The organism is Mesorhizobium sp. Cs1299R1N1, from assembly GCF_037179655.1.
In the GTDB taxonomy this organism is placed as follows: domain Bacteria; phylum Pseudomonadota; class Alphaproteobacteria; order Rhizobiales; family Rhizobiaceae; genus Mesorhizobium; species Mesorhizobium salmacidum.
On sequence record NZ_JAPYKR010000002.1, the window covers coordinates 244811 to 265190 of the forward strand.

13 protein-coding genes are annotated in these 20380 nt (G+C 64.9%); 6 read left to right on the forward strand and 7 right to left on the reverse strand.

Annotated features, from left to right (window positions below; all coding sequences use genetic code 11):
* Positions 1 to 14 precede the first annotated feature (14 nt).
* From O7A70_RS04655 to pdeM, 3 genes are all read left to right on the forward strand, one after another.
* Positions 15 to 875 carry a C40 family peptidase gene (locus O7A70_RS04655; RefSeq protein ID WP_337139320.1) on the forward strand — a complete coding sequence of 287 codons (861 nt, stop codon included), beginning with the start codon at positions 15 to 17 and terminating at the stop codon, positions 873 to 875.
* Between the two features lie 66 nt (positions 876 to 941).
* Positions 942 to 3476, forward strand: a complete 2535-nt coding sequence (locus O7A70_RS04660; RefSeq protein WP_337139322.1) for a ligase-associated DNA damage response DEXH box helicase — start codon at positions 942 to 944, stop codon at positions 3474 to 3476.
* Positions 3473 to 4189, forward strand: a complete 717-nt coding sequence (gene pdeM / locus O7A70_RS04665) for a ligase-associated DNA damage response endonuclease PdeM (RefSeq protein WP_337139324.1) — start codon at positions 3473 to 3475, stop codon at positions 4187 to 4189. The genes O7A70_RS04660 and pdeM overlap by 4 nt, the downstream gene beginning before the upstream one ends.
* A gap of 3 nt (positions 4190 to 4192) precedes the next feature.
* Here pdeM and O7A70_RS04670 read toward each other — a convergent pair whose 3' ends face one another.
* Genes O7A70_RS04670 through O7A70_RS04680 form a run of 3 tightly spaced genes read right to left on the reverse strand, consistent with a single transcriptional unit; the run spans position 4193 to position 8796 of the window.
* Positions 4193 to 5128, reverse strand: coding sequence for a dimethyl sulfoxide reductase anchor subunit family protein (locus tag O7A70_RS04670; protein WP_337139326.1), 936 nt, complete (start codon positions 5126 to 5128; stop codon positions 4193 to 4195).
* A 6-nt stretch (positions 5129 to 5134) separates the two neighbouring features.
* A complete protein-coding gene (locus O7A70_RS04675) occupies positions 5135 to 5869 on the reverse strand; it encodes a 4Fe-4S dicluster domain-containing protein (protein WP_337139327.1) in 735 nt (244 codons plus the stop codon).
* On the reverse strand, positions 5866 to 8796 hold the full coding sequence (locus O7A70_RS04680; protein WP_337139678.1) for a molybdopterin oxidoreductase family protein: 2931 nt from the start codon (positions 8794 to 8796) through the stop codon (positions 5866 to 5868). Before O7A70_RS04680 ends, O7A70_RS04675 begins: the two co-directional genes overlap by 4 nt.
* Positions 8797 to 9074: 278 nt before the next feature.
* Between O7A70_RS04680 and O7A70_RS04685 the strand changes: the two genes are divergently transcribed.
* Positions 9075 to 9971, forward strand: a complete 897-nt coding sequence (locus O7A70_RS04685) for a LysR substrate-binding domain-containing protein (protein WP_337139328.1) — start codon at positions 9075 to 9077, stop codon at positions 9969 to 9971.
* 2 nt (positions 9972 to 9973) lie between these two features.
* On the opposite strand, the gene O7A70_RS04690 is transcribed toward O7A70_RS04685, so the two are convergent.
* From O7A70_RS04690 to O7A70_RS04705, 4 genes are all read right to left on the reverse strand, one after another.
* Positions 9974 to 11230 carry an Hsp70 family protein gene (locus tag O7A70_RS04690; RefSeq protein WP_337139330.1) on the reverse strand — a complete coding sequence of 419 codons (1257 nt, stop codon included), beginning with the start codon at positions 11228 to 11230 and terminating at the stop codon, positions 9974 to 9976.
* Positions 11231 to 11393: 163 nt separating this feature from the next.
* Positions 11394 to 12182 (reverse strand): TIGR02186 family protein, encoded by a 789-nt coding sequence (locus O7A70_RS04695; RefSeq protein ID WP_337139331.1) that lies wholly within the window; start codon positions 12180 to 12182, stop codon positions 11394 to 11396.
* Positions 12182 to 13105, reverse strand: a complete 924-nt coding sequence (locus tag O7A70_RS04700; protein ID WP_337139333.1) for a sulfite exporter TauE/SafE family protein — start codon at positions 13103 to 13105, stop codon at positions 12182 to 12184. Before O7A70_RS04700 ends, O7A70_RS04695 begins: the two co-directional genes overlap by 1 nt.
* Before the next feature lie 193 nt (positions 13106 to 13298).
* On the reverse strand, positions 13299 to 17381 hold the full coding sequence (locus tag O7A70_RS04705; RefSeq protein ID WP_337139334.1) for a peptidoglycan-binding protein: 4083 nt from the start codon (positions 17379 to 17381) through the stop codon (positions 13299 to 13301).
* Between the two features lie 454 nt (positions 17382 to 17835).
* On the opposite strand from O7A70_RS04705, the gene O7A70_RS04710 reads away from it, so the two are divergent.
* The gene (locus tag O7A70_RS04710) at positions 17836 to 18297 is read left to right on the forward strand and encodes a MerR family transcriptional regulator (RefSeq protein WP_084636389.1); all 462 of its coding nucleotides are present in this window, start codon (positions 17836 to 17838) and stop codon (positions 18295 to 18297) included.
* 263 nt (positions 18298 to 18560) lie between these two features.
* Positions 18561 to 20351: an acyl-CoA dehydrogenase gene (locus O7A70_RS04715; protein ID WP_337139335.1), complete on the forward strand. Its 1791-nt coding sequence runs from the start codon at positions 18561 to 18563 to the stop codon at positions 20349 to 20351.
* The last annotated feature ends 29 nt before the right edge of the window (positions 20352 to 20380 follow it).

Sequence of the window (20380 nt, forward strand, 5' to 3'; positions counted from 1 at the left end):
ACTGGATTGCCGATTTGACCGCCCACGACCCCCGCCTGCACGCTTTCCGCTCCGATCTCGCCGATGCCAGGTTGAAAGGTGAGGTCGCTGCCGACCGTTTCGTAGCGGGTCGGCCGGCGCGGATTTCGGTCCCGGTGGCAGATATCCGCAAGGCGCCGACGCTGGATTCGGGCGTCAACACGCAAGCTCTGTTCGGCGACGATGTCCTGGTTTTCGAGGATAGAGAAGGTTGGGCCTGGATCCAGGCAGAGCGAGACGGCTATGTCGGCTATGTAGCCGACGCCATGTTGGGCGAGCGGGACCATGCGCCCACCCATATCGTCTCGGTGCCGCGCACGTTCCTATATCCCGGTCCCGATCTGCGCTTTCCGATTGCCGGGCAATTGTCGATGGGATCGACGGTAACCGTGACGGGTGCCGCCGAAACGCGCGGCACGCACTATGCACTGCTGCCCTCCGGTGAAGCCGTGATCGCTGGCCATCTGCGCCCGATCGGCGAAGTGGCCGGCGACTATGTGTCCGTGGCCGAGACGTTTCTCGGCACGCCCTATCTCTGGGGCGGTGTTTCCGGCTTCGGCATCGATTGCTCCGGCCTGGTGCAACTGGCGATGCGCATGGCCGGCAGGGAGGTGCTTCGCGATTCCGACATGCAGGCCAATTCGGTCGGCGAGCCGCTTCAGCCCGGCCCCGATCGTTCGGGGCTGCGACGTGGCGACCTTGTGTTCTGGAAAGGCCATGTCGCCATCATGACCGACGCCGAGACCATGATCCACGCCAACGGCCACACCATGCTGGTGTCGCGCGAAGGGCTGAAGGAAGCCATCGCCCGCATCGGTTATCTCTATGGGGCGCCGACAGGGTTCCGGCGGCCGTAAGGCTTTCGATCCCCTTTTGTTCCGATTCTGCTTGGCGATTGCGCGCCGCCGCGCTACCTCTGGCGGGTGACCGAGCTGCCGCGCCTCGCCGACCAGAATGCCGCCGTCGTCTTGCCCGAGCCATTCGTAAAATGGTTCGGCGAGAAAGGCTGGTCGCCGCGCGCGCATCAGGTCGAACTCCTGGCGAAGGCCCAAGCCGGGCAATCGGTGCTGTTGATCGCGCCGACCGGCGCCGGCAAGACGCTGGCCGGCTTCCTGCCGTCGCTGACCGAACTGGCCGTCAGGCCGAGGCGAAAACCAGGCCAGGCGCGGCGCGGCATCCACACGCTGTACATCTCGCCGCTTAAGGCATTGGCCGTCGACATCGAGCGCAATCTCGGCAAGCCGGTCGAGGAGATCGGTCTGCCCGTCACCATCGAAACGCGCACCGGCGACACCCCCGCCCACAAGCGCCAGCGCCAGAAGCTTGCGCCGCCCGATATCCTGCTCACCACGCCGGAGCAACTGGCGCTGCTGATCGCGGCAGGTGATGCGAGGCGCTTCTTCGAGGACCTGCGCTATGTCGTGCTCGACGAGTTGCATTCACTGGTGACGTCCAAGCGCGGCCATCTGCTGGCGCTTGGGCTGGCGCGGCTGCGCAGCTTCGTCCCTGGCCTGCAGACGATAGGCCTGTCGGCGACGGTGGCCGAGCCGGACGAATTGCGGCGCTGGCTGGTCAGCCAGAACCCGCCGGGTGATATGGCGGAATTGATCACTGTGACGGGCGGTGCGAAGCCCGAAATCTCGATCCTGGATTCCGAGGAGCGCGTGCCGTGGGCGGGGCACTCGGCGCGCTACGCCACGCCGGAAATCTACCGCGAGGTCAAGCGCCACAAGACGACCTTGCTGTTCGTCAACACGCGCAGCCAGGCGGAGCTGCTGTTCCAGGAGTTGTGGCGCGTCAACGAGGACACCTTGCCGATCGCCCTGCATCATGGCTCGCTCGACGTCGCCCAGCGCCGGCGCGTCGAGAAGGCGATGGGCGAGAACGCGCTGCGCGCCATCGTCGCCACCTCGACGCTCGATCTCGGCATCGACTGGGGCGATGTCGATCTGGTCGTGCATGTCGGTGCTCCGAAGGGCGCCAGCCGGCTGGCGCAGCGCATCGGCCGTGCCAACCACCGCATGGATGAGCCGTCGAAGGCGATCCTGATTCCCGCCAACCGTTTCGAGGTGCTGGAATGCCGGGCCGCACTCGACGCCAATTATCTCGGCGCGCAGGATACGCCGCCGCTGGTCGATGGCGGGCTCGACGTGCTGGCGCAGCATGTGCTCGGTTGCGCTTGCGGCGCACCGTTCCGCGCCGATGACCTGTATGAAGAAGTGCGAACGGCGGCACCCTATTCAAGCCTCGATCGTCCGACATTCGACCGCGTCATCGATTTCGTCGCCACCGGTGGCTATGCGCTGAAGAACTACGAGCGCTACGCCCGCATCCGCCTGAACAAGGATGGGCTGTGGCGTGTATCCAATCCGCGCGTCGCCCAGCAATACAGGCTGAATGTCGGCACCATCATCGAGGTGCCCGCGCTCAACGTGCGTTACGTCAAGGCCGGCAGCAAAGGCTCGGCGTCGCACGGCGGCCGCGTGCTCGGCAAGATCGAGGAGGCGTTCCTCGAAACCTTGACGCATGGCGATACCTTCATGTTCGCCGGCAAGGTGCTGCGCTTCGAAGGCATCCGCGAAAATGAATGCTTCGTCTCGAACGCGCCCGGCAGCGACGCCAAGGTGCCCTATTATGGCGGCGGCAAGTTCCCGCTCTCGACCTATCTGGCCGAGCAGGTCCGCATCATGCTGGACGATCCGCAGCGCTGGAAGAAGCTGCCGGAGCAAGTGGCCGACTGGCTGCGATTCCAGTCGGACAAATCGATGCTGCCCAAGCGCGACGATTTGCTGATCGAGACCTTTCCACGCGGCAACCGCCATTATCTGGTCGCCTATCCCTTCGAGGGCAGGCTGGCGCACCAGACGCTTGGCATGCTGCTCACCCGTCGCCTCGACAGGGCGGGCGCCAGGCCGCTCGGCTTTGTCGCCACCGACTATGCGCTCGCCATATGGTCGCTGGGCGACATGGGCGCCATGTTCAAAGCCAGGAAGCCTTCACTCGGCGCACTGTTCGACCAGGATATGCTGGGCGACGATCTCGAAGCCTGGCTGGCCGACAGCTGGCTTCTCAAGCGCACTTTCCGCAATTGCGCGCTGATCTCGGGTCTGATCGAAAAACGCCACCCCGGCCAGGAGAAGAGCGGACGCCAGGTCACCGTTTCGACCGACCTGATCTACGATGTGCTGCGCAGCCATGAGCCGGACCACATCCTGCTTCAGGCGACGCGTGCCGATGCGGCGACCGGCCTGCTCGATGTCAGCAGACTTGCCGACATGCTCTCGCGCATCCAGGGTAGAATCATGCATAAGGCGCTCGAACAGATTTCGCCGCTGGCCGTGCCGATCATGCTTGAGATCGGCAAGATGCCGGTGAACGGCGAGGCCGATGAAACGCTGCTGATGGATGCGGCGACGCTGGTCGAAGAGGCCATGGGGCCCGGGATGGTTGACGAATGAACTTTTCGCTGGCGCGCGCGTCGCTGATCGCCGAGGCCGACCTTGTCGGCATCGCGGGCGAGCGCGCGGTCTGCGATCCACGCGGCGTGCTCTATTTTCCCGAGCTCGGGCTGCTGACAGTATCGGACCTGCATCTGGAGAAGGGGTCGTCGCTGGCAAGGCGCGGCACGCTGATCCCACCCTATGATACCGGCGCGACCCTGCTGCGGCTGCAGGCGATCATATCAGACTACCAGCCGTCGATCGTCATCAGCCTGGGTGACTCCTTTCACGACGGCGGCGGCGCCGAGCGCATGCATTCGAGCTTCCGCGAACGGCTGGAAGCGCTGATGACGGGCCGTGACTGGTTCTGGGTCGCCGGCAATCACGACCCGGAAGCGCCCGCGGACCTGCCCGGTGAGACCGTGCGGGAACTGGCCATAGGCTCGCTGCTGTTCCGGCATGAGCCATCGAAAGTGCGGGTCGAGGGCGAAATATCGGGCCACCTTCATCCTTGCGCCCGCATCGTGCAGCAAGGCCGTTCGGTGCGGCGGCGCTGCTTTGCCGGCGACGGCGGCCGCATGATCATGCCGGCCTTCGGCGCCTATACCGGCTCGCTCAACGTGCTTGATCGCGCCTATGCCGGCCTGTTTCGGCCGGAAACGTTGATGGCCTACATGCTTGGTAGCGAGCGCATCTTCGCCATCTCGCGCTCGATGCTGAGGCCGGGCTGAGATCTATCGCCCGTAATAGAGCATGACCGTGTGCTTCGCTTCGGCGAAGAACAGCCAGCGCTCGACCAGCATGCCGGCGAACTGGGCGATCGCGGCGAGCGCCGACGACACCGCCGCAAACGGCCACGGCAAGGCGAAGGCGGCAAGCAGCAACAGGATCGGCAAACCGAAGGCCAGCGCCTGCGTGACCCGGCGCAGCTTCGCGCTGTGCTTGCGCGCGATGCGGAAGCCCATTTCCTTGAGCAGGTAGTTTTCCTCGGTATGCGGCCATTCCAGGGATCGTACAGTGCCGCCGGCGAGCCCGGTCGCGGTGTTGGCATTGGTCTGGATTTCAAGCTGGTCGTTGTGGTGCCAGGTCGCCAGCTTCCAGCCCCAGCCAAGCAGGGTGAGCAGTACGGAAGCTGCAAGCGGGATCGTTGAGCCGAGCGCAAAGCCTTGCAGCAGGGCGTTCACAAGCACACTGCCGCTCATCGCCGAGAAGATGAGATAGCCGGGCAAGGTGTAGGGGCTGTGCCACTGCGCAATCGGCTTCAGCGAGGCATAGAGCATGCCGGTCATGCAGACGGTGGCTATGGCGCCGACGGTGGCCAGAACGCCCGCGGCCGCTACCCAGCCGTCGAGGCGGCCAAGGAAGATCCAGCCGATCCCGAAAAGGCCTGCGGGAATGAAGGTGGCGACCGAGGCGACCCCTTCGCGTGACAGCCATGAACTGCGCCATTGCGAGAACGCCCGCCAGGCACGTTCGGGTCGGCCGAGATGGCCGGTCGACGACAACAGGCCGGCGGCGATCAGGCCGAGCGCCAGCCCCATGCCGACGAAGCCCGGCCAGAAATCGGGTGCGATGAAGCCGAGCGGGCCGAGCACGCCGAGCAGCGCGAGCAGCCCATAGCCGGCACCCGTGGCGGTGGTGAAGAAGACGACCGAAAAGGCTGGATGCATGGACGGTCAGCTCGAAAGCATGCGATCGACCCAGCCGAGGAAACCGCCCTCGGCCCGTACCGGCTCCAGCGCGGGAGCGGCCACCGATGCGGCGCGTTGTGTGTGAGCGCGCGGCGGCAGGTATTTGTTGGTCGGGCGATAGCCGAGTTCCGGCATAAGGTCGACACCGCCCCGCTCCGCCACCAGTTGCGAAACGGGGGATTGGGGATCGCCGAGGTCGCCGAAATGCCGGGCGCTGGTCGGGCAGGCGGCGACGCAGGCCGGAACGCGGTCCCCTTCGGCAAGATTGTCGTTATAGATGCGGTCGACGCAGAGCGTGCATTTCTTCATCACGCCGACATCGGTGTCGAACTCGCGCGCGCCATAGGGGCAGGCCCAGCTGCACAATTTGCAGCCGATGCACTTGTCCTCGTCGATCAGTACGATGCCATCGGAGGCCCGCTTGTAGGAGGCGCCCGTCGGGCAGACGGTGACGCAGGCCGGCGTCTCGCAATGCAGGCAGGAGCGCGGGAAGTTCACCGTGCGCCCCCCCATCTCGGTGATGTGCTCGTAACTGTGCACGCGGTTGAACCAGACCCCGTCGACATTGCCGCCATAAGGGTCGATGTCGGTCAGCGGCGCCATGTGGCCGCCGGTGTTCCACTCCTTGCAGGCGGTGACGCAGGCCTGGCAACCGACACAGGTGTCGAGGTCGATGACGAGGCCAAGCTTCTTGCCGCCTGGATTTGGAAGACAGGTCATTCGGCCGCCTCTCTTGCCTGCCGGAACCCGGCGCCGAAAGTGAGCTTGTCCGGCGAGGGCTCGAAGTGCGGTGGCTGGTGAAAACGCTCGAATTGCGGTTCGGTGAAGCCGGCCTCTTCAGCCGCGCATTTGACGATGCGCACGCGCAGATCGAACCACGCAGCTTGTCCCGTGACCGGATCGGAATTCGAATAGCGTTTGCCGCTGGCGTCAGCAGAAGTCTGGTCACCGATGATGTGGTTGAGCAGGAAGCCGCGATTGCTCTCGGCGGCATCGTCCTTCAGCCCCCAGCTGCCGCGCCTTTTGCCGATCGCGTTCCAGGTCCAGACCGTGCTTTCGTTCACCCCGTCGACCAACTTGATCTGCCCCTTCACCTTGCCGTTGATGCTCTCGATCCACACCCAGTCGTCGTCGGCGAGGCCGAGGGCGGCTGCGGTCCGGTGATGTACGAACAGCCGGTTCTGGCTGGTGATCTGCCGCAACCACGCGTTTTGCGAACCCCAGGAATGGTACATGTGCATCGGCCGCTGCGTCAGCGCGTGCAGCGGATATTTTCCAAGGTCGACGGCCGCTTCCTCGAAGGGTATGTACCAGAACGGCAGCGGATCCATATAGGTCTCGACGCGCTCGCGCTGCGTCTGCGGCGGCACCACCAGGCCATGTCCGCGCGCGGCCAGCCGAAAACGTTGCATCGGTTCGGAATAGAGCTGGAAGACGATCGGCTCGGCCTTGGGGATGAAGCCCAGTTGCACCGCGAAATCCAGATAGGAGCGGTTGGCCATCTTGTAGTAGCGCTGGTCATCGGCGAAGTCGTGGTGCCAGAAACCGCCATTATCGATATAGCGTTGCAACTGGTTGGGGTTGACTTCGCCCATGCCGATCGAGGTTTCATCCTTGCCGCGCCAGCCAGCGAGCGGGCCGATGCCGGGCGTGCGTTCATGATTGACGATGTAGTCGGCGTAGTCGCGGTACGTCGCCGAGCCGTCGTCATCGACGAAGCCGGGTAAGCCAAGCCGTGCGCCGAGTTCGATCAGCACCGACTGGAACGGTCTGACGTCGCGGTCGGGCTCGACGACCGGATGGCGGATGGCGTCGCCCGGTCCGTCGGCATGGCTGATCGGGCGGTCGAGCAGGCTGATGCAGTCATGACGCTCGAGATAGGTGGTGTCGGGCAGGACGAGGTCCGCGAACGGCACGGTCTCGGAGTAGTAGGCGTCGGAATAGATGATGAAGGGGATCCTGTAATTGCCCGCTTCATCATGGTCCGTGAGCATGGCCATGGTCTCGACCGTGTTCATCGAGGAATTCCAGGCCATGTTCGACATATACATCATCAGCGTGTCGATCTTGTACGGATCGCCCGCCCAGGCGTTGCGGATGACGGTGTGCATCAAACCGTGCGCTGCAAGCGGCGAATCCCAGGAATAGGCCTTGTCGATGCGCAGCGGCGTGCCCGCTTCGTCGACCAGCAGATCATCGGGTCCGCAGACGAAACCGAGCGGCATGCCGTCGAGCGGCGTCATCGGCCTCACGTCCTTGCCGCAGGGCTTCGGGCCCGGCGGGGCGGATCTGGGGTAGGGCGGCTTGAAGCGGAAGCCGCCCGGCACGTCCACCGTACCCAGCAGAACCTGCAGCAGGTGGATGGCGCGGCAGGTATGAAAGCCGTTGGAATGGGCCGAGATGCCGCGCATCGCGTGCATCGAAACCGGCCGTCCCTTGATCGTCTCATGCCGGCGCCCCGCCCAGTCCGTCCACGCGACCGGCAGTTCGATTGCCTGTTCGAAGGCGACGTGGGCCAGTTCGGCGGCGATTCGGCGGATCGTTCCGGCGGAGATGCCGCAACGCTCCGCGACCGCATCGGGCGCGTAGCTCTCGTCGAGATAGCGGTCCGCAATGAGCTGGAACACCGGAACGCAGCGGCGGCCATCGACATCGCAGCTGCCGGTCAGTGCCGGTTTGGTGTCGGCATCGGTAGCGCTCACAGGACGCTTCGCCACTCTGTCCCATGCCAGCGGATTGCCGTCGCTGTCGCGCACGAACAGCCCGTCATCGGCCGCGCCAGGCTCCTGGATAACCAGGACATGCGCGTTGGTGTAGCGGAGCAGATAATCGAGATCGACGCGGCCCGCCTTCAACAATTCGTGGATCAGCGCGAACACGAACAGGCCGTCGGTGCCGGGCCGGATGCCGATCCAGTCATCGGCGATCGCATTGTAGCCGGTCCGGCACGGATTGATCGAAACCACCTTGGCGCCGCGCGCCTTGAGCTTGCCCAGCCCGATCTTGATCGGGTTGGAGTCATGGTCCTCGGCGACGCCGAACAGCATGAAGTATTTCGTGCTGTCCCAATCGGGCTCGCCGAACTCCCAGAACGAGCCGCCGATCGTGTAAAGGCCTCCGGCCGCCATGTTCACCGAACAAAAGCCGCCATGGGCTGCGAAGTTAGGCGTGCCGAACTGGCTCGCCCACCAGCCTGTCAACGATTGCGACTGGTCACGCCCGGTGAAGAAGGCGAGTTTTTTAGGATCGGTCCGGCGGATATTCGACAGCCTTTCAGTGGCGATCGAGAAGGCTTCCTCCCACTCGATCTCGCGGAACTCGCCCGAGCCGCGCGGGCCGGTGCGCAGCAAGGGCTTCTTCAGCCGGGCCGGGCTGTAGTGCTGCATGATGCCGGAGCTGCCCTTGCCGCAGATCACGCCGCGATTGACCGGATGATCCTTGTTGCCGTTGATGTAGCGGATCTTGCCGTCCTTGATATGCACGTCGATGCCGCAGCGGCAGGCACACATGTAGCAGGTCGTCTTGGCGATGCTGTCGGAAACGTCAGGCGAGGTGTCGACGCCATCGCCCTCATCGGGCGCCCGCGTGTCGGCAAGCTGGCGTTGCGAAGGGGCTGAATTGGCGCCGCGCGGCGGTCCTCGCATCATCATCCCATGCTGCTCGCGCGGCCGGCGGATTTGGCTCGCGTCTTCGGCCCGGGGCCGCGCATGTAATGCTCTTCCGGGTGGTATCGATCACCGGCCAACCGCCGTCGGATGCCGCGGGTCCAATGCGCAAGCAGGGATCTGAACCGCCCGATCATTTTATCCTTCGCGATCCACTGGCGAATTTTTTCTAACTTCTTCCGAAAAAGTAGAATAAAGCTATCGATCCGTCTAATCAGTTGTTCTTGTAAATTCGATCGATATTGGTTCTTAATGCGCGCATGACCCTGGATCAGTTGCGCATTTTCGTCGCCGTCGCCGAGCGCGGCCACATGACCAAGGCGGCCGAACTCCTGGGCATCTCCCAATCGGCCGCGTCGGCGGCTATTCGCGCGCTGGAAGAGCAGCACGGCGTCCATCTGTTCAATCGTGTCGGCCGCAACATCGAACTGGCCCAGACCGGCCACCGGTTCCTGCCCGAGGCCAAGGCCGTGCTGGAGCGGGCCGCCGCCGCCCGCAATGTGCTGGAACATGTTTCGCAGACGGTCGCCGGCACCCTCTCCATCGCCGCCAGCCTGACCATCGCCAGCTATTGGCTGCCGCGCCGGCTGGCCTCCTTCCACGAGGCGCATCCGGCCGTCAGGCTTAGCGTCACCATCGGCAACACAAGGCAGGTCGAGGCCAGCGTGCTCGATGGAACTGCCGATCTCGGCCTGGTCGAAGGGCGCACCGAATCCGACATATTGCGCCGCGCCAAGGTCGATACCGACCGGCTGATGCTGGTCGTTGCCAGCTCTCATCCCAAGATCGCCGAAATCGCGCCGGGCCGCCCCGACATCACCGGCCTGCGCTGGATCATCCGCGAGGGCGGCTCCGGCACGCGCGAGGTGCTGGAGGATCTGGCGCGCCGCGAGGGGATTTCGCTTGCCGACCTCAGGATATTCCTGGTGCTGCCCAGCAACGAGGCGGTTCGTCAGGCCGTCGAGGCCGGCGCCGGCGCGACCATCATTTCGGAGCTCGTCGTCGGGCGCGCGGTCGCCGAGGGGAGCCTGAGAGCCGTGCCGATCGAATTGCCGAAGCGCGACTTCGCCATGATCACCCATCGCGACCGCCAGGCAAGCCTGGCGCAGATGGCGCTGAAGGCGCATCTGGCCGAGGACATGAACGGGTCAGGATAGGATCAGCCGAACTTCCGCTGCGCGTCGAGCGCCAGGCCAAGCCCGACCGATCCGAACATATCGCCGTCGATGACGGAAGCCTGCGGCACCAGCGACAGGATCTCCCGCCTTGCCAGCGGAATCGCCGTCGATCCGCCGGTCAGGAACACCGCGGTGATGTCGGACGGCTTGACTCCGGCGTCGCGGATGGTCTGCGCCACCGTCTCGGTGACCCGCTCGATATCACGGGCGATCGTGGCCTCCAGCCCCTCGCGCGTGATCCCGGCGGCGAATGCCAGGTCCGGCAGCTTCACCGCCACGTCCGCCGATGACCTGTCGGTCAGCTCTATCTTGGCTTTCTCGACCAGTGCCGCCAGAGCGTGCCCGTAGCGGTGCTCGACGATGTGGATGAAACGGTCGACCAGGTCGGCGCGTACGGCCTCGTAGCGGATCTGGCGCAGATGCGTCATCGCCTTGGCGGTGTAGACCAGGTTGATGCGCTGCCATGTGGCGAGATCGATGAAGTAGCTGGCCGGCAGATTGCGCTTGCCGTCCTTGGTCGCGGAGAGATAGCCGAGCTGCGGCATGACATGGGCGATGCTCAGCAGCCGGTCGAAATCGGTGCCGCCGATATGGATGCCGCGGCTGGCCAGGATGTCGTCCTTGCGGTCGGTCGATCGCGAGCGCTCCGGCGAGACCCGCACGATCGAGAAGTCCGACGTGCCGCCGCCCATGTCGATGATCAGCGCCAGTTCCTCGCGCGTCACCTTCTGCTCGTAGTCGAGCGCCGCCGCGATCGGCTCGAACTGGAAGGCGATATGCTTGAAGCCCTGGGCACGGGCAGCCTTCTCGAGCTCGCCTTGCGCCTCCGCGTCGGCTTGCGCATCGTCATCGACGAACTGCACCGGGCGGCCGAGCACCACGCTCTCCACCACGCCGCCGGCGTCCGCCTCCAGTCGCGTCCTCAGATGACCGATGAACAGGCCGATAATGTCGATGAAGCCGATCTGGCGCGCCTTGATACGCGTCTTCTCGTGGGCGAGCGAACTGCCGAGCACGCTCTTCAACGAGCGCATCAGGCGGCCTTCGATGCTGTCGGTATAATCGCCGATCGCGCGACGGCCGAAATAGGTGTGGCCGTCCTCGAAGTTGAAGAACACGGCGCTTGGCAGAGTGGGTTGTTCGCCCTCCAGCGGGACCAGCCGCGCCTTGCCGTTCCGGATCACGCCCACCGTGGAATTGGACGTGCCGAAGTCGATGCCGCCGAATGCCTGATGCATTGCAGCCTCCTGTCATTGTTTCACGGCGGCAAAACAGCGGCGGCGCATCGCGCTGTCATCCCGGACCGCTCTTGCGAATTGTATGTGCGTGTTTGCCCCTGGGCTGGGAGGCGGCGGTTTATCGCATGGCGTGGAAAAGGGGAACCCCTCTTTTCCCGCAGCATCAATCTTTGCGGAACACCAGCCGGCCGAGCCAGCCCGTCACCATGGCCAGCGATATGGCGAATACGCCGTAGAGGAACGAATAGTCGTGGGCGACGCGGAAGATCGATTGTTCGAAGCCCGATTTGCGGATTTCGAGTTGCGCCGAACTCTCCTTCACGAAGAGGCCGCTCTTGAACAGGAACGCGCGCGCCTTGTGCGTGCCGACCGACACATTAGGCGCCAGCCTGACGGTGGCGCGAAACAGGTTCTGCGACAGGAATTGCACGCCGCCGACATTCTCGCTGTAGAGGCCGGCGGCGGCCTTGCGCTCGCGCAGCGCCGCCGTGAACTCCTCGATCGTCGCCGGACTGTCACCGGCATCGGCGGGCTGCATGTAAAGGTTGGAGGCGCCGAGCGACAGTTGCTTGTAGCTGTTGGGTTCGGTGATGTCCTGCAACGGCCGCGTCGTCGCGACAGAATAAGACACCGGCACGTTCTCGAAGGTCTCGGAATCCAGATTGACCCAGACGCCCAGCACCCGGTCCTTGCGGCGCACCACCACCGGCTTTGGCGGCCCTTCGAGCACGACGATGACGTCGTAACGGCCCTGGCGTGCCACCAGCGGGTCGGGATTTTCCAGCGAACCGAAAATGGTCAGGTCGGCGCCGGAAAAGCCGGCGGTGATCGACACCGCGTCGGTGGAGAGACCGATCTGGATGCCTTCCGTCACCGGCGTTTGCGCCTTCGCCGGCGCGGCGGCGGTCAGGGACAGGAGAGCGACGGTTGCGAGCGCTTTCGGGCCATTCATCAGTTGAGGCCCGCGCCGGACAGCGAATAAAGGTTGGGTGGCGTGGCGAACAGATCGGTAGCCAGCCGGATCGCCACCGCCAGCACCAGCAGCGCCAACAGGGCTCTCAATTGCTCGCCGCGCAGCCGCTGGCCGGCCTTGGCGCCATATTGTGCCCCGGCCACGCCGCCGGCCATCAAGAGGAAGGCCAGCATCACATCGACGGTCTGGTTGGTGGTGGCGTGAACCAGCGTCGTGTAGGCGGAGGTGAAGATGATCTGGAACAGCGAGGTGCCGATGACGACGTTGGTCGGCACTTTCAACAGATAGATCAGCGCCGGAACCATGATGAAGCCGCCGCCGACGCCCATGATCGACGACAGGAAGCCGATGCCGGCGCCAAGCCCGAGCACCGGAATGACGCTGACGAACAGTTTCGACGCGCGGAAGCGCATCTTCAGCGGCAGGCGGTGGATCCAGTTGTGCTGGCCGGATTTCTTCAGCACTGGTGCCGCCCCACTGCGCGTGGCGCGCAGCGCGTTGATGCTTTCGACCAGCATCAGCCCGCCGACGGTGCCGAGCAGCACGACGTAGAGCAGCGAGATGAACAGGTCGAGCTGGCCGAGCCTGCGCAGGAAGCCGAACACGTAGATGCCGGCGGTGGACCCGACGATGCCGCCGGCCAGGAGCACGCCGCCGAGCTTGAAGTCGAGTGTGCCTCGCTTCATGTGCGAAAGGACGCCGGAGACGGAAGAAGCGATGACCTGGTTGGCGCCGGTGGCGACCGCGATCGCCGGGGGGATGTTGTAGAAGATCAAGAGCGGTGTGATGAGGAAGCCGCCACCCACCCCGAACATGCCCGACAGGAAGCCCACCGCGGCGCCCATGGCCAGCAGCACGAAGACGTTGACGGAAATTTCCGCGATCGGGAGATAGATGCCCACCCGTCAGTCTCGATCAGTTTGCCTGTCGGCGAATAAAGCCGTTGCGGACAGTATCGCATCGAAAAGCCAATTTTCTCTTGCGACGACGCGGCAGCGGGGTCAAATCCCGCCACCGCGCCGAAACAAAAAGACAACTCAATCAGTTAACAGGCAAATATATGGCAAGGGCGTCGTGGAAACGACGCTTCTGCCGTTATTTGCGCGCCAGCAATGCCTTGACCAGTTTCTCGTCGACCGCGCCGGTCGCCGGCAGCTTGTTGGCGGTCTGGAAAGCGATGATCGCGTTCTTGGTCTTCCCGCCCATCACGCCGTCGGCACCGCCGGCGTCATAGCCGTTCTTGTTGAGGATGAGCTGGATGTTCTTGACCGCCTTCTTCATGTCGATGCCGGCGGTCGTCTGCGGCGTGCCTTCCTGCCAGGATTCAGGAATGTCCACCGAATTGGCCGCCGCGTTGAGCGGCTTGGCCTTCCACAATTCGGTCGCTGCTCGCGCCCGCTCGAGCTGCTCGGGCCGCAGCGCATTGGCGATCTCGTCGCGCTTGGCCGCGGCATCCTTGTCGCCGGTCTTGGCGACCAGCGCGAACCATTTGTAGGATTCCTCCAGGTTCTGCTTCATGCCGACGCCCTTGGCGGCGAGGATGCCGAGATTGAACTGGCTGTCCTTGACGCCGAGGTCGGCGGCCTCCTGGAACCAGTGCGCTGCCGATTCATTGTCGGTCGCGCCATCGGCGGCCATGGCGAACAGCACCGCCAGGTTGTGCATGGCGCTGGCGTTGCCCTGCGCGGCGGCGAGCTGGTACCAGGTCTTCGACTTCTTGATGTCGCGCGCGACGCCGATGCCCTTTTCGTAGAAATTGCCAATGCGGTATTCGGCCGGCGCGAAGCCGAGTTCCGCCGACTTCTCATACCATCTGGCGGCCACAGCCATGTCTTCCTTGACGCCGCGCGACTCGGCGTAGCGCGAGCCGACCTCGAACAGTGCCTTGGCGTCGCCACCGGCGGCGGCGTCACGCAAGGCCGCCGGGCCGGCATCTGCCGGGATGTCGAACTTGGTCGCGGCTGTCGCCGCCGCCTTGTCCACGGGCGCAACGGTGCCAGTCGTGTCGTCGGCCGTTGCCTCGGTCGCGACTGGCGCGGCAGGGGCCGGTTGGGCACCGGCATCCGTCGCCTGAGTACCGCCGGCGATGGCGGCCGGTGCCGGATCCGTCATGGTAGGAGCAGCGGTCATCGGGGCAACCGGCGCCGGCGCGGCCGAAGCCATCGCGTCGGGAGCGGCTGTGCTCGGGCCGGAAACCACGGCCGGCGCAACCGGCGCCGGAGCGGGCCTGGCGGCGGATGCGGTATCCGGCATCGCGTCCGTATCGGACGGCATGGCCATGACGGTCTGCGCCGTCATGTCGTCCTTGCTTGCCGGCGCGGATTGTTCGGCCTGCCTGACGGCAGGGGCCGGCGCGATGTCTGTCGCCGCCGGCTGGACTTCGGTCCTCGGCTGGCTGGCGGTATCGACAGATGCCGTCTTCACCGGCTGCGAGGCGACGATCGGGGCCGTGTCGTTATTTGCCACCTGAGCGGGATCCGAAAGAAACGCCTTGCCGAGCTGCAGGCCGGCAAGCGCCAGCATGATCGCTGCCGCAGCCATCAGGATCGGCTTGCGCCGCGCCTTGAGCAGATCGCCTATCCTGAGCGCCTTGACCGGGCCTTTCATCGTCGACTGGCGCTTCAGGGCGTCGGCTTCGGCCGCGGCCGCCTGCGCCGCGCGCCGGGCAGCGGCGATGAAATCCGACTTCGCCGCGTCGCTGTCGCCGGGCTTTGCCGGTTGTCCGCGCTCGTCGCGCACGCGCTTCATGATGGCATTGAGGTCGGGCGCGCCGGAGCCGGGCTCCAGCGGGCGGTTGGCGACTCTCGGGTCGAGCGGCTCGTCGAGATCGACACTCGGGATATCGGCGCTCGGCGCCGAGCCGGCCAGCGGCGGAACATCCGCCGCCTTCTTGCCCTTGAAGGCGCGCGCCAGCCCGCCGAACATCGACCTGCGGCCAGCGGGCTGGTCCTTTCCGGCGGTGGCGTCGGAACCGAGTGCGGCCATCGCGGCGGCGGCTGCTGCTTCCGCGGGTGAGCGCGCGCCCGGCCGGGCAGACAAGCCCGTTTCAACGTGCAGTGCCGGCTCGCCGGGCTCGGCGCGCAATATGGCCGCGGCACGCGCGTCCAGATCGGCCATGCCGGTCAGCGGCTGCGGCTCGTCCATTGTCATCGACGGTGCGTTCACGGCCATCTTGGGCCGCCGTGCGCCACGCCAGCCGCTCGGTTCGGTCGGAGCCGCGTCGAGGAGTTCGCTTACCGCTTCGGACGGGTCGCTGGTTTCCAGCGAACCCAGCCTGTCGACGATCTTGAGCAATGTATCGTGAATGGCCTCGAAGGTGCGCGAATTGCGCTCGTCGGAACGCCGCGTCAATGTCTCCAGCGTCTTCAGGTCCTGGGCGAGGCCAGATACCGCGGCTGTATTGGTGCTCGTTCCGGCCAGCGAGCGCACCGCGTTCTCAGCCGCCTCGCGTGCGGCGCCGAGGATGGAATCGCGGGTCCCGGCCAGCGCCTTTTCGATTTCGTTGAGGCGCGGGCTGATGTCCTCGAAATCCGGCAGCGGCGTGCTGGGCTTGGAAAGATGCGCCGACAGGCCGGCGACCTGCGCCTCCAGGCTGCGGATCAGCGCCGGATCGATGCCGGCCACTTGAGCCGCCGAAGCGTCCAGCCGGCTTGAAATGTCCTCGAGCCGGCTTTCCAGCCCGCGGATCGCCGCCTCGCCGACGGGATCGGGAGCGCGCGTTTCCATGCGCTTGGCCAGTGCGGTGAAGCGGGCGTCGATGGCGTCCATGATGCCGGCGCTGTCGACCTGCGCCATGCTGCGCTGGTCCAGCCGGTCGGCAACCTCGTCCAGCCGGCGCTCGAGATCGCGAAACAGCATGTTGCCCTGTTCGATGGCGTCGCCCTGGCGACGCTCCATCATGCCGGACAGCACGTCGAAGCGCTGCTCAAGCCCGTGGAAGATGTAGTCGGCGTCGGGCATGGCCGGCGCCTGATCGATCTTGTCTGCGATCAGCGCGATCTGCTTGGCGAGCCGTTCCATCGCCTGCTCCGGCAGGTTGGCGCGGCCGGCGAGGTCATCGACCCGGCTCGACAGCGTGTTCAGCCGGTCGATCACGACATTGCCGGGACGGTCCTGCGCCACTTCCTCGATCTGCTGGGCGAGCGAGTCGATTCGCTTCTCGATGCGCTCGAAGGCTTCGTGGTCGATTGAATTGGCCTGTGCGGCGACTGTCGAGGCTACGATGGCGCGGGAAATCTCGTCCAGCCGCTCGTCGATCATGGCCAGCGTGCCGCCGCCGCGATTGTCCTGCTGGTTGGCGAAATGGTCGACCGCCCCAGCCAGTGTGCGGACCTTTTCCTCCAGCGAACGCAGCGATAGCGATTCCGGCAGGTTGTTGACGGCGTTGCTGATCTGCTCCAGCCGGTCGGTCAGGGCCGCAAGGGCGGGATCGTCGGAGCGCTTGCGCTGGTCGGCGTCGACGCGGTCCTCGAAAGCCGTCCAGCGGCGATCGAAATCGTCCCAGCGGCGGTCGACCTTCTGCACGCTCTCCTCGCGCGCCAGCGTCTCGAGCGCGGCCTTGACCTGCTCGAGCTCCAGTCGCAGCAGGTTGACGCTCCTGTCGTCACTCTTCTCCGACAGCGACTTGATGGCACCGGACAGCCGCTCGAATTCCACGCCGAGTTCGGCGCTGCCCTTGCCTGTCGCGCCGGGCTTGGCGTTCGCCTGGAAGGCGCGGTCGATGTCCTTGCGCAGCGCGTCGAATTCGCGCTGCAGGCCTGAAGTCACCTGGTGGCGCAGTTCCTCGCGCATGCCGCGCAGCTCGCCCGCGATCTTGCCGACCATCGCGACGCTGTCTTCCTGGCCGCGCACGCGGTCGATGTCGCGCGCGATTGCCTGGTAATTCTGGTCGAAGGCAGGCGAGGGCGCAGGGTTGTGCGCACGCGGTGCCGGCTGCGGATCCTCATACCAGCGCTGCTGGGCCGTCGGCTGCCCGGCGGGATAACGCGGTTCCGCGGCGGGGTAACGCGGGTCGGCGCCATATTGGCGAGGAACGGGCCGTGCCGTCGCGTCCTCACGCGTCTGCCCCAGGCGCTGTTCCAGGGTCTCCAGCGAGCGGTTCAGCTGCTCGAGCGTTGTCTGCGGCTTGCGCTGCCTGCCGGCATTGAGTGTATCGAGGTAGGACCGCTTGCTGTTCATCGGTGCGTCCGTCTTTCAGATTGGCCGGCTTGCGACCAGCTCCCCAAGTCCCTGCCGGAACGAGGCGACCGCGCTTCCATGCCACGGTGGAAGACAAGCTTCCCGGGTTTCACCCGCGCTCCGAAAAACCGTGAAAATTCGATACAGGATAACCACGGATAGCCGACATGCGCACATTTCGCCCAACGTGGTAAACAACGCGTTAACCAAGCTTAAGAAGTTGCAAGGAAGTTGGCGGTCTCGATTTCCGGTGCGGCATAAAGCACCGTTCTCAGAACGCCCTTGCGTCATGAGGCGGCTATCGGTATAGAATTGACGTAAACGTAAATGGCGCATCAACTGTGCTGTTTTGCGATTTGTTTGTTGAAACCACGGCTGGAAGCACGCCCCCGCTTCCAGTCAGGCGACGCATGGTCCGGGACCGCGACGCCACCAGACGGGGAAGCCAGTGACCATGAAACTTATCTCGGCCGGCGAGACCGCGGCCAATACCAATAATGCATCCGTCGAAGTCGGCGAGGATCTCTCCCGCATCGGCGAAATGGCCAAAAAGTATGGCGTGACGCTGCGCACGCTGCGTTTCTACGAAGACAAGGGCCTGCTCCACCCGCAGCGCGACGGTTCGACCCGTCTCTATACGCGCCGCGACAAGGCCAGGCTGAAGCTGATCCTGCTCGGCCGCAAGGTTGGGTTCTCGCTGCGCGACGTCAAGCAGATGATGGACCTCTACGATCCGAAAGGTTCCAACACCAAGCAGTTGCGGCTGGCGCTGGACAAGTCGGAGAAGCAGCTCGCTCGCCTGCAGAAGCAGCGGGCACTGATCGACGACGCCATCAATGAGCTCGGCGGCTCGATGTCGGCGGTGCGCCAGATGTTGGCCGAGCGTTCGACGCCGCAGGCGAGCGTCGCGAGCTAAGCCACTCTCCGACACTGTCGGACCTTCACCATCAAAGCCGCGTGGCCATGCCGCGCGGCTTTTCGCTGTCATGGCCTGCTGTTTCGCGCTGGCTTGCGCAATGCCGCAACGCTAGGCTCCGCGCGCGTGGCGGCGGAATCTTGTCGCATCGAAAATATTGACGTTTACGCAAACGTCAATATTTGCTATTGCCACTTCGACATTGGCCCGCTTGCCGCGCACGGCTTGATTTCGGGGCCTTTATCCGCATGGTGGAGGAAAGCATGCCGATCTACAGGGCCCCGGTCCAGGACACGCTGTTCGTGCTCAACGAGGTGCTGGGCTATCAGCGCTATTCGAACCTTGCCGGATTCGCCGACGCAACGCCCGACGTACTGGAGGCAATTCTCGCCGAAGGGGCCAAGCTCGCCGAGAACGTCATGCATCCGCTCAACCGTGTCGGCGACATGGAAGGCTGCGTGCGCCACGACGACGCCTCGGTGACCACGCCCAAGGGCTTCAAGGAAGCGTTCTACCAGTATCGCGAAGGTGGCTGGATGGGTCTGGCGGCTCCGATCGAGTTCGGCGGCCAGGGCCTGCCCTATGCCGTGCACACGGCGGTGGCCGAATACATGGTGTCGGCCAACATGTCGCTGATGATGTATCCCGGGCTTACCCAGGGTGCGATCGCGGCCATCATCACCCACGGCACCGACGAGCAGAAGGCGACCTGGCTGCCCAGGATGGTCGAGGGCACCTGGACCGGCACCATGAACCTGACCGAGCCGCATTGCGGCACTGATCTCGGCCTGCTGCGCACCAAGGCAGTGCCGAACGGCGATGGCACCTACAAGATTTCGGGCCAGAAGATCTTCATCTCGGCCGGTGAGCACGACATGTCGGACAACATCGTCCATCTGGTGCTGGCCCGTATCGAAGGCGCCCCCGAAGGCGTCAAGGGAATCTCGCTGTTCATCGTGCCGAAGCTCAAGCTCGATGCGTCGGGCAATCCGGAGACAAGGAACACCGTTTCCTGCGGTTCCATCGAGGAGAAGATGGGCATCCACGGCAATTCGACCTGCGTCATGAACTATGACGAGGCTGAAGGCACGCTGCTGGGCGAGGCCAATGGCGGCCTGAAGGCGATGTTCACGATGATGAACGAGGCGCGGCTCGGCGTCGGCCTGCAGGGCCTGTCGCTGTCGGAGATCGCCTACCAGAACGCCGTCGCCTACGCCAAGGACCGTTTGCAGGGCCGCTCGCTGTCGGGCCCTAAGGCGCCGGAGAAGAAGGCCGACCCGATCATCGTCCATCCCGACATCCGCCGCTCGCTGATGACCATGAAGGCTTTCAACGAGGCCGGCCGCGCGCTGGCGCTGTGGACGGCGATCAAGTCCGACATCGCGCACCGCTCCGCCGACGACAAGGACCGCCAGGCGGCCGACGACTACACCGGCCTGATGACGCCGGTGGTCAAGGGCGTGCTCACGGACAAGGGGTTCGACCACGCCGTGATGGCGCAGCAGGTGTTCGGCGGCCATGGCTACATCGAAGAGCACGGCATGAGCCAGTTCGTGCGCGATGCCCGCATCGCCATGATCTATGAAGGCGCCAACGGCATCCAGGCGCTCGACCTCGTCGGCCGCAAGCTCGGCTTGAACGGCGGCCGTGCCATACAGGCCTTCTTCAAGGAGGTCGGCGAATTCTGCGAGGAAAACCGCACGGACGAGAAGATGGCGCCCTTCACCAAGGGTCTGAAGAAGGGCCTCAACGATTTGCAGGCGGCGACTATGTGGCTGCTGCAGAACGGCATGGCCAAGCCCGACAATGCGGGTGCGGCCTCGACCGACTACATGCATCTCTTCGGCCTCGTGGCGCTGGGCTACATGTGGGCGCAGATGGCCAAGGCGGCGCAGGGCAAGACCGGCGCCAACGGTTCCCAATCCTTTTATGACAACAAGGTCGTGACGGGGCGCTTCTTCATGGAACGGATCATGCCGGAAACCTCGGCGCACCTCGCCCGGATTTCAAGCGGCGCCGATACGCTGATGGCCCTGCCGGCGGAAGCGTTCTAAACTCGGTCTCGCTAGCCTTTCTGTCTGTC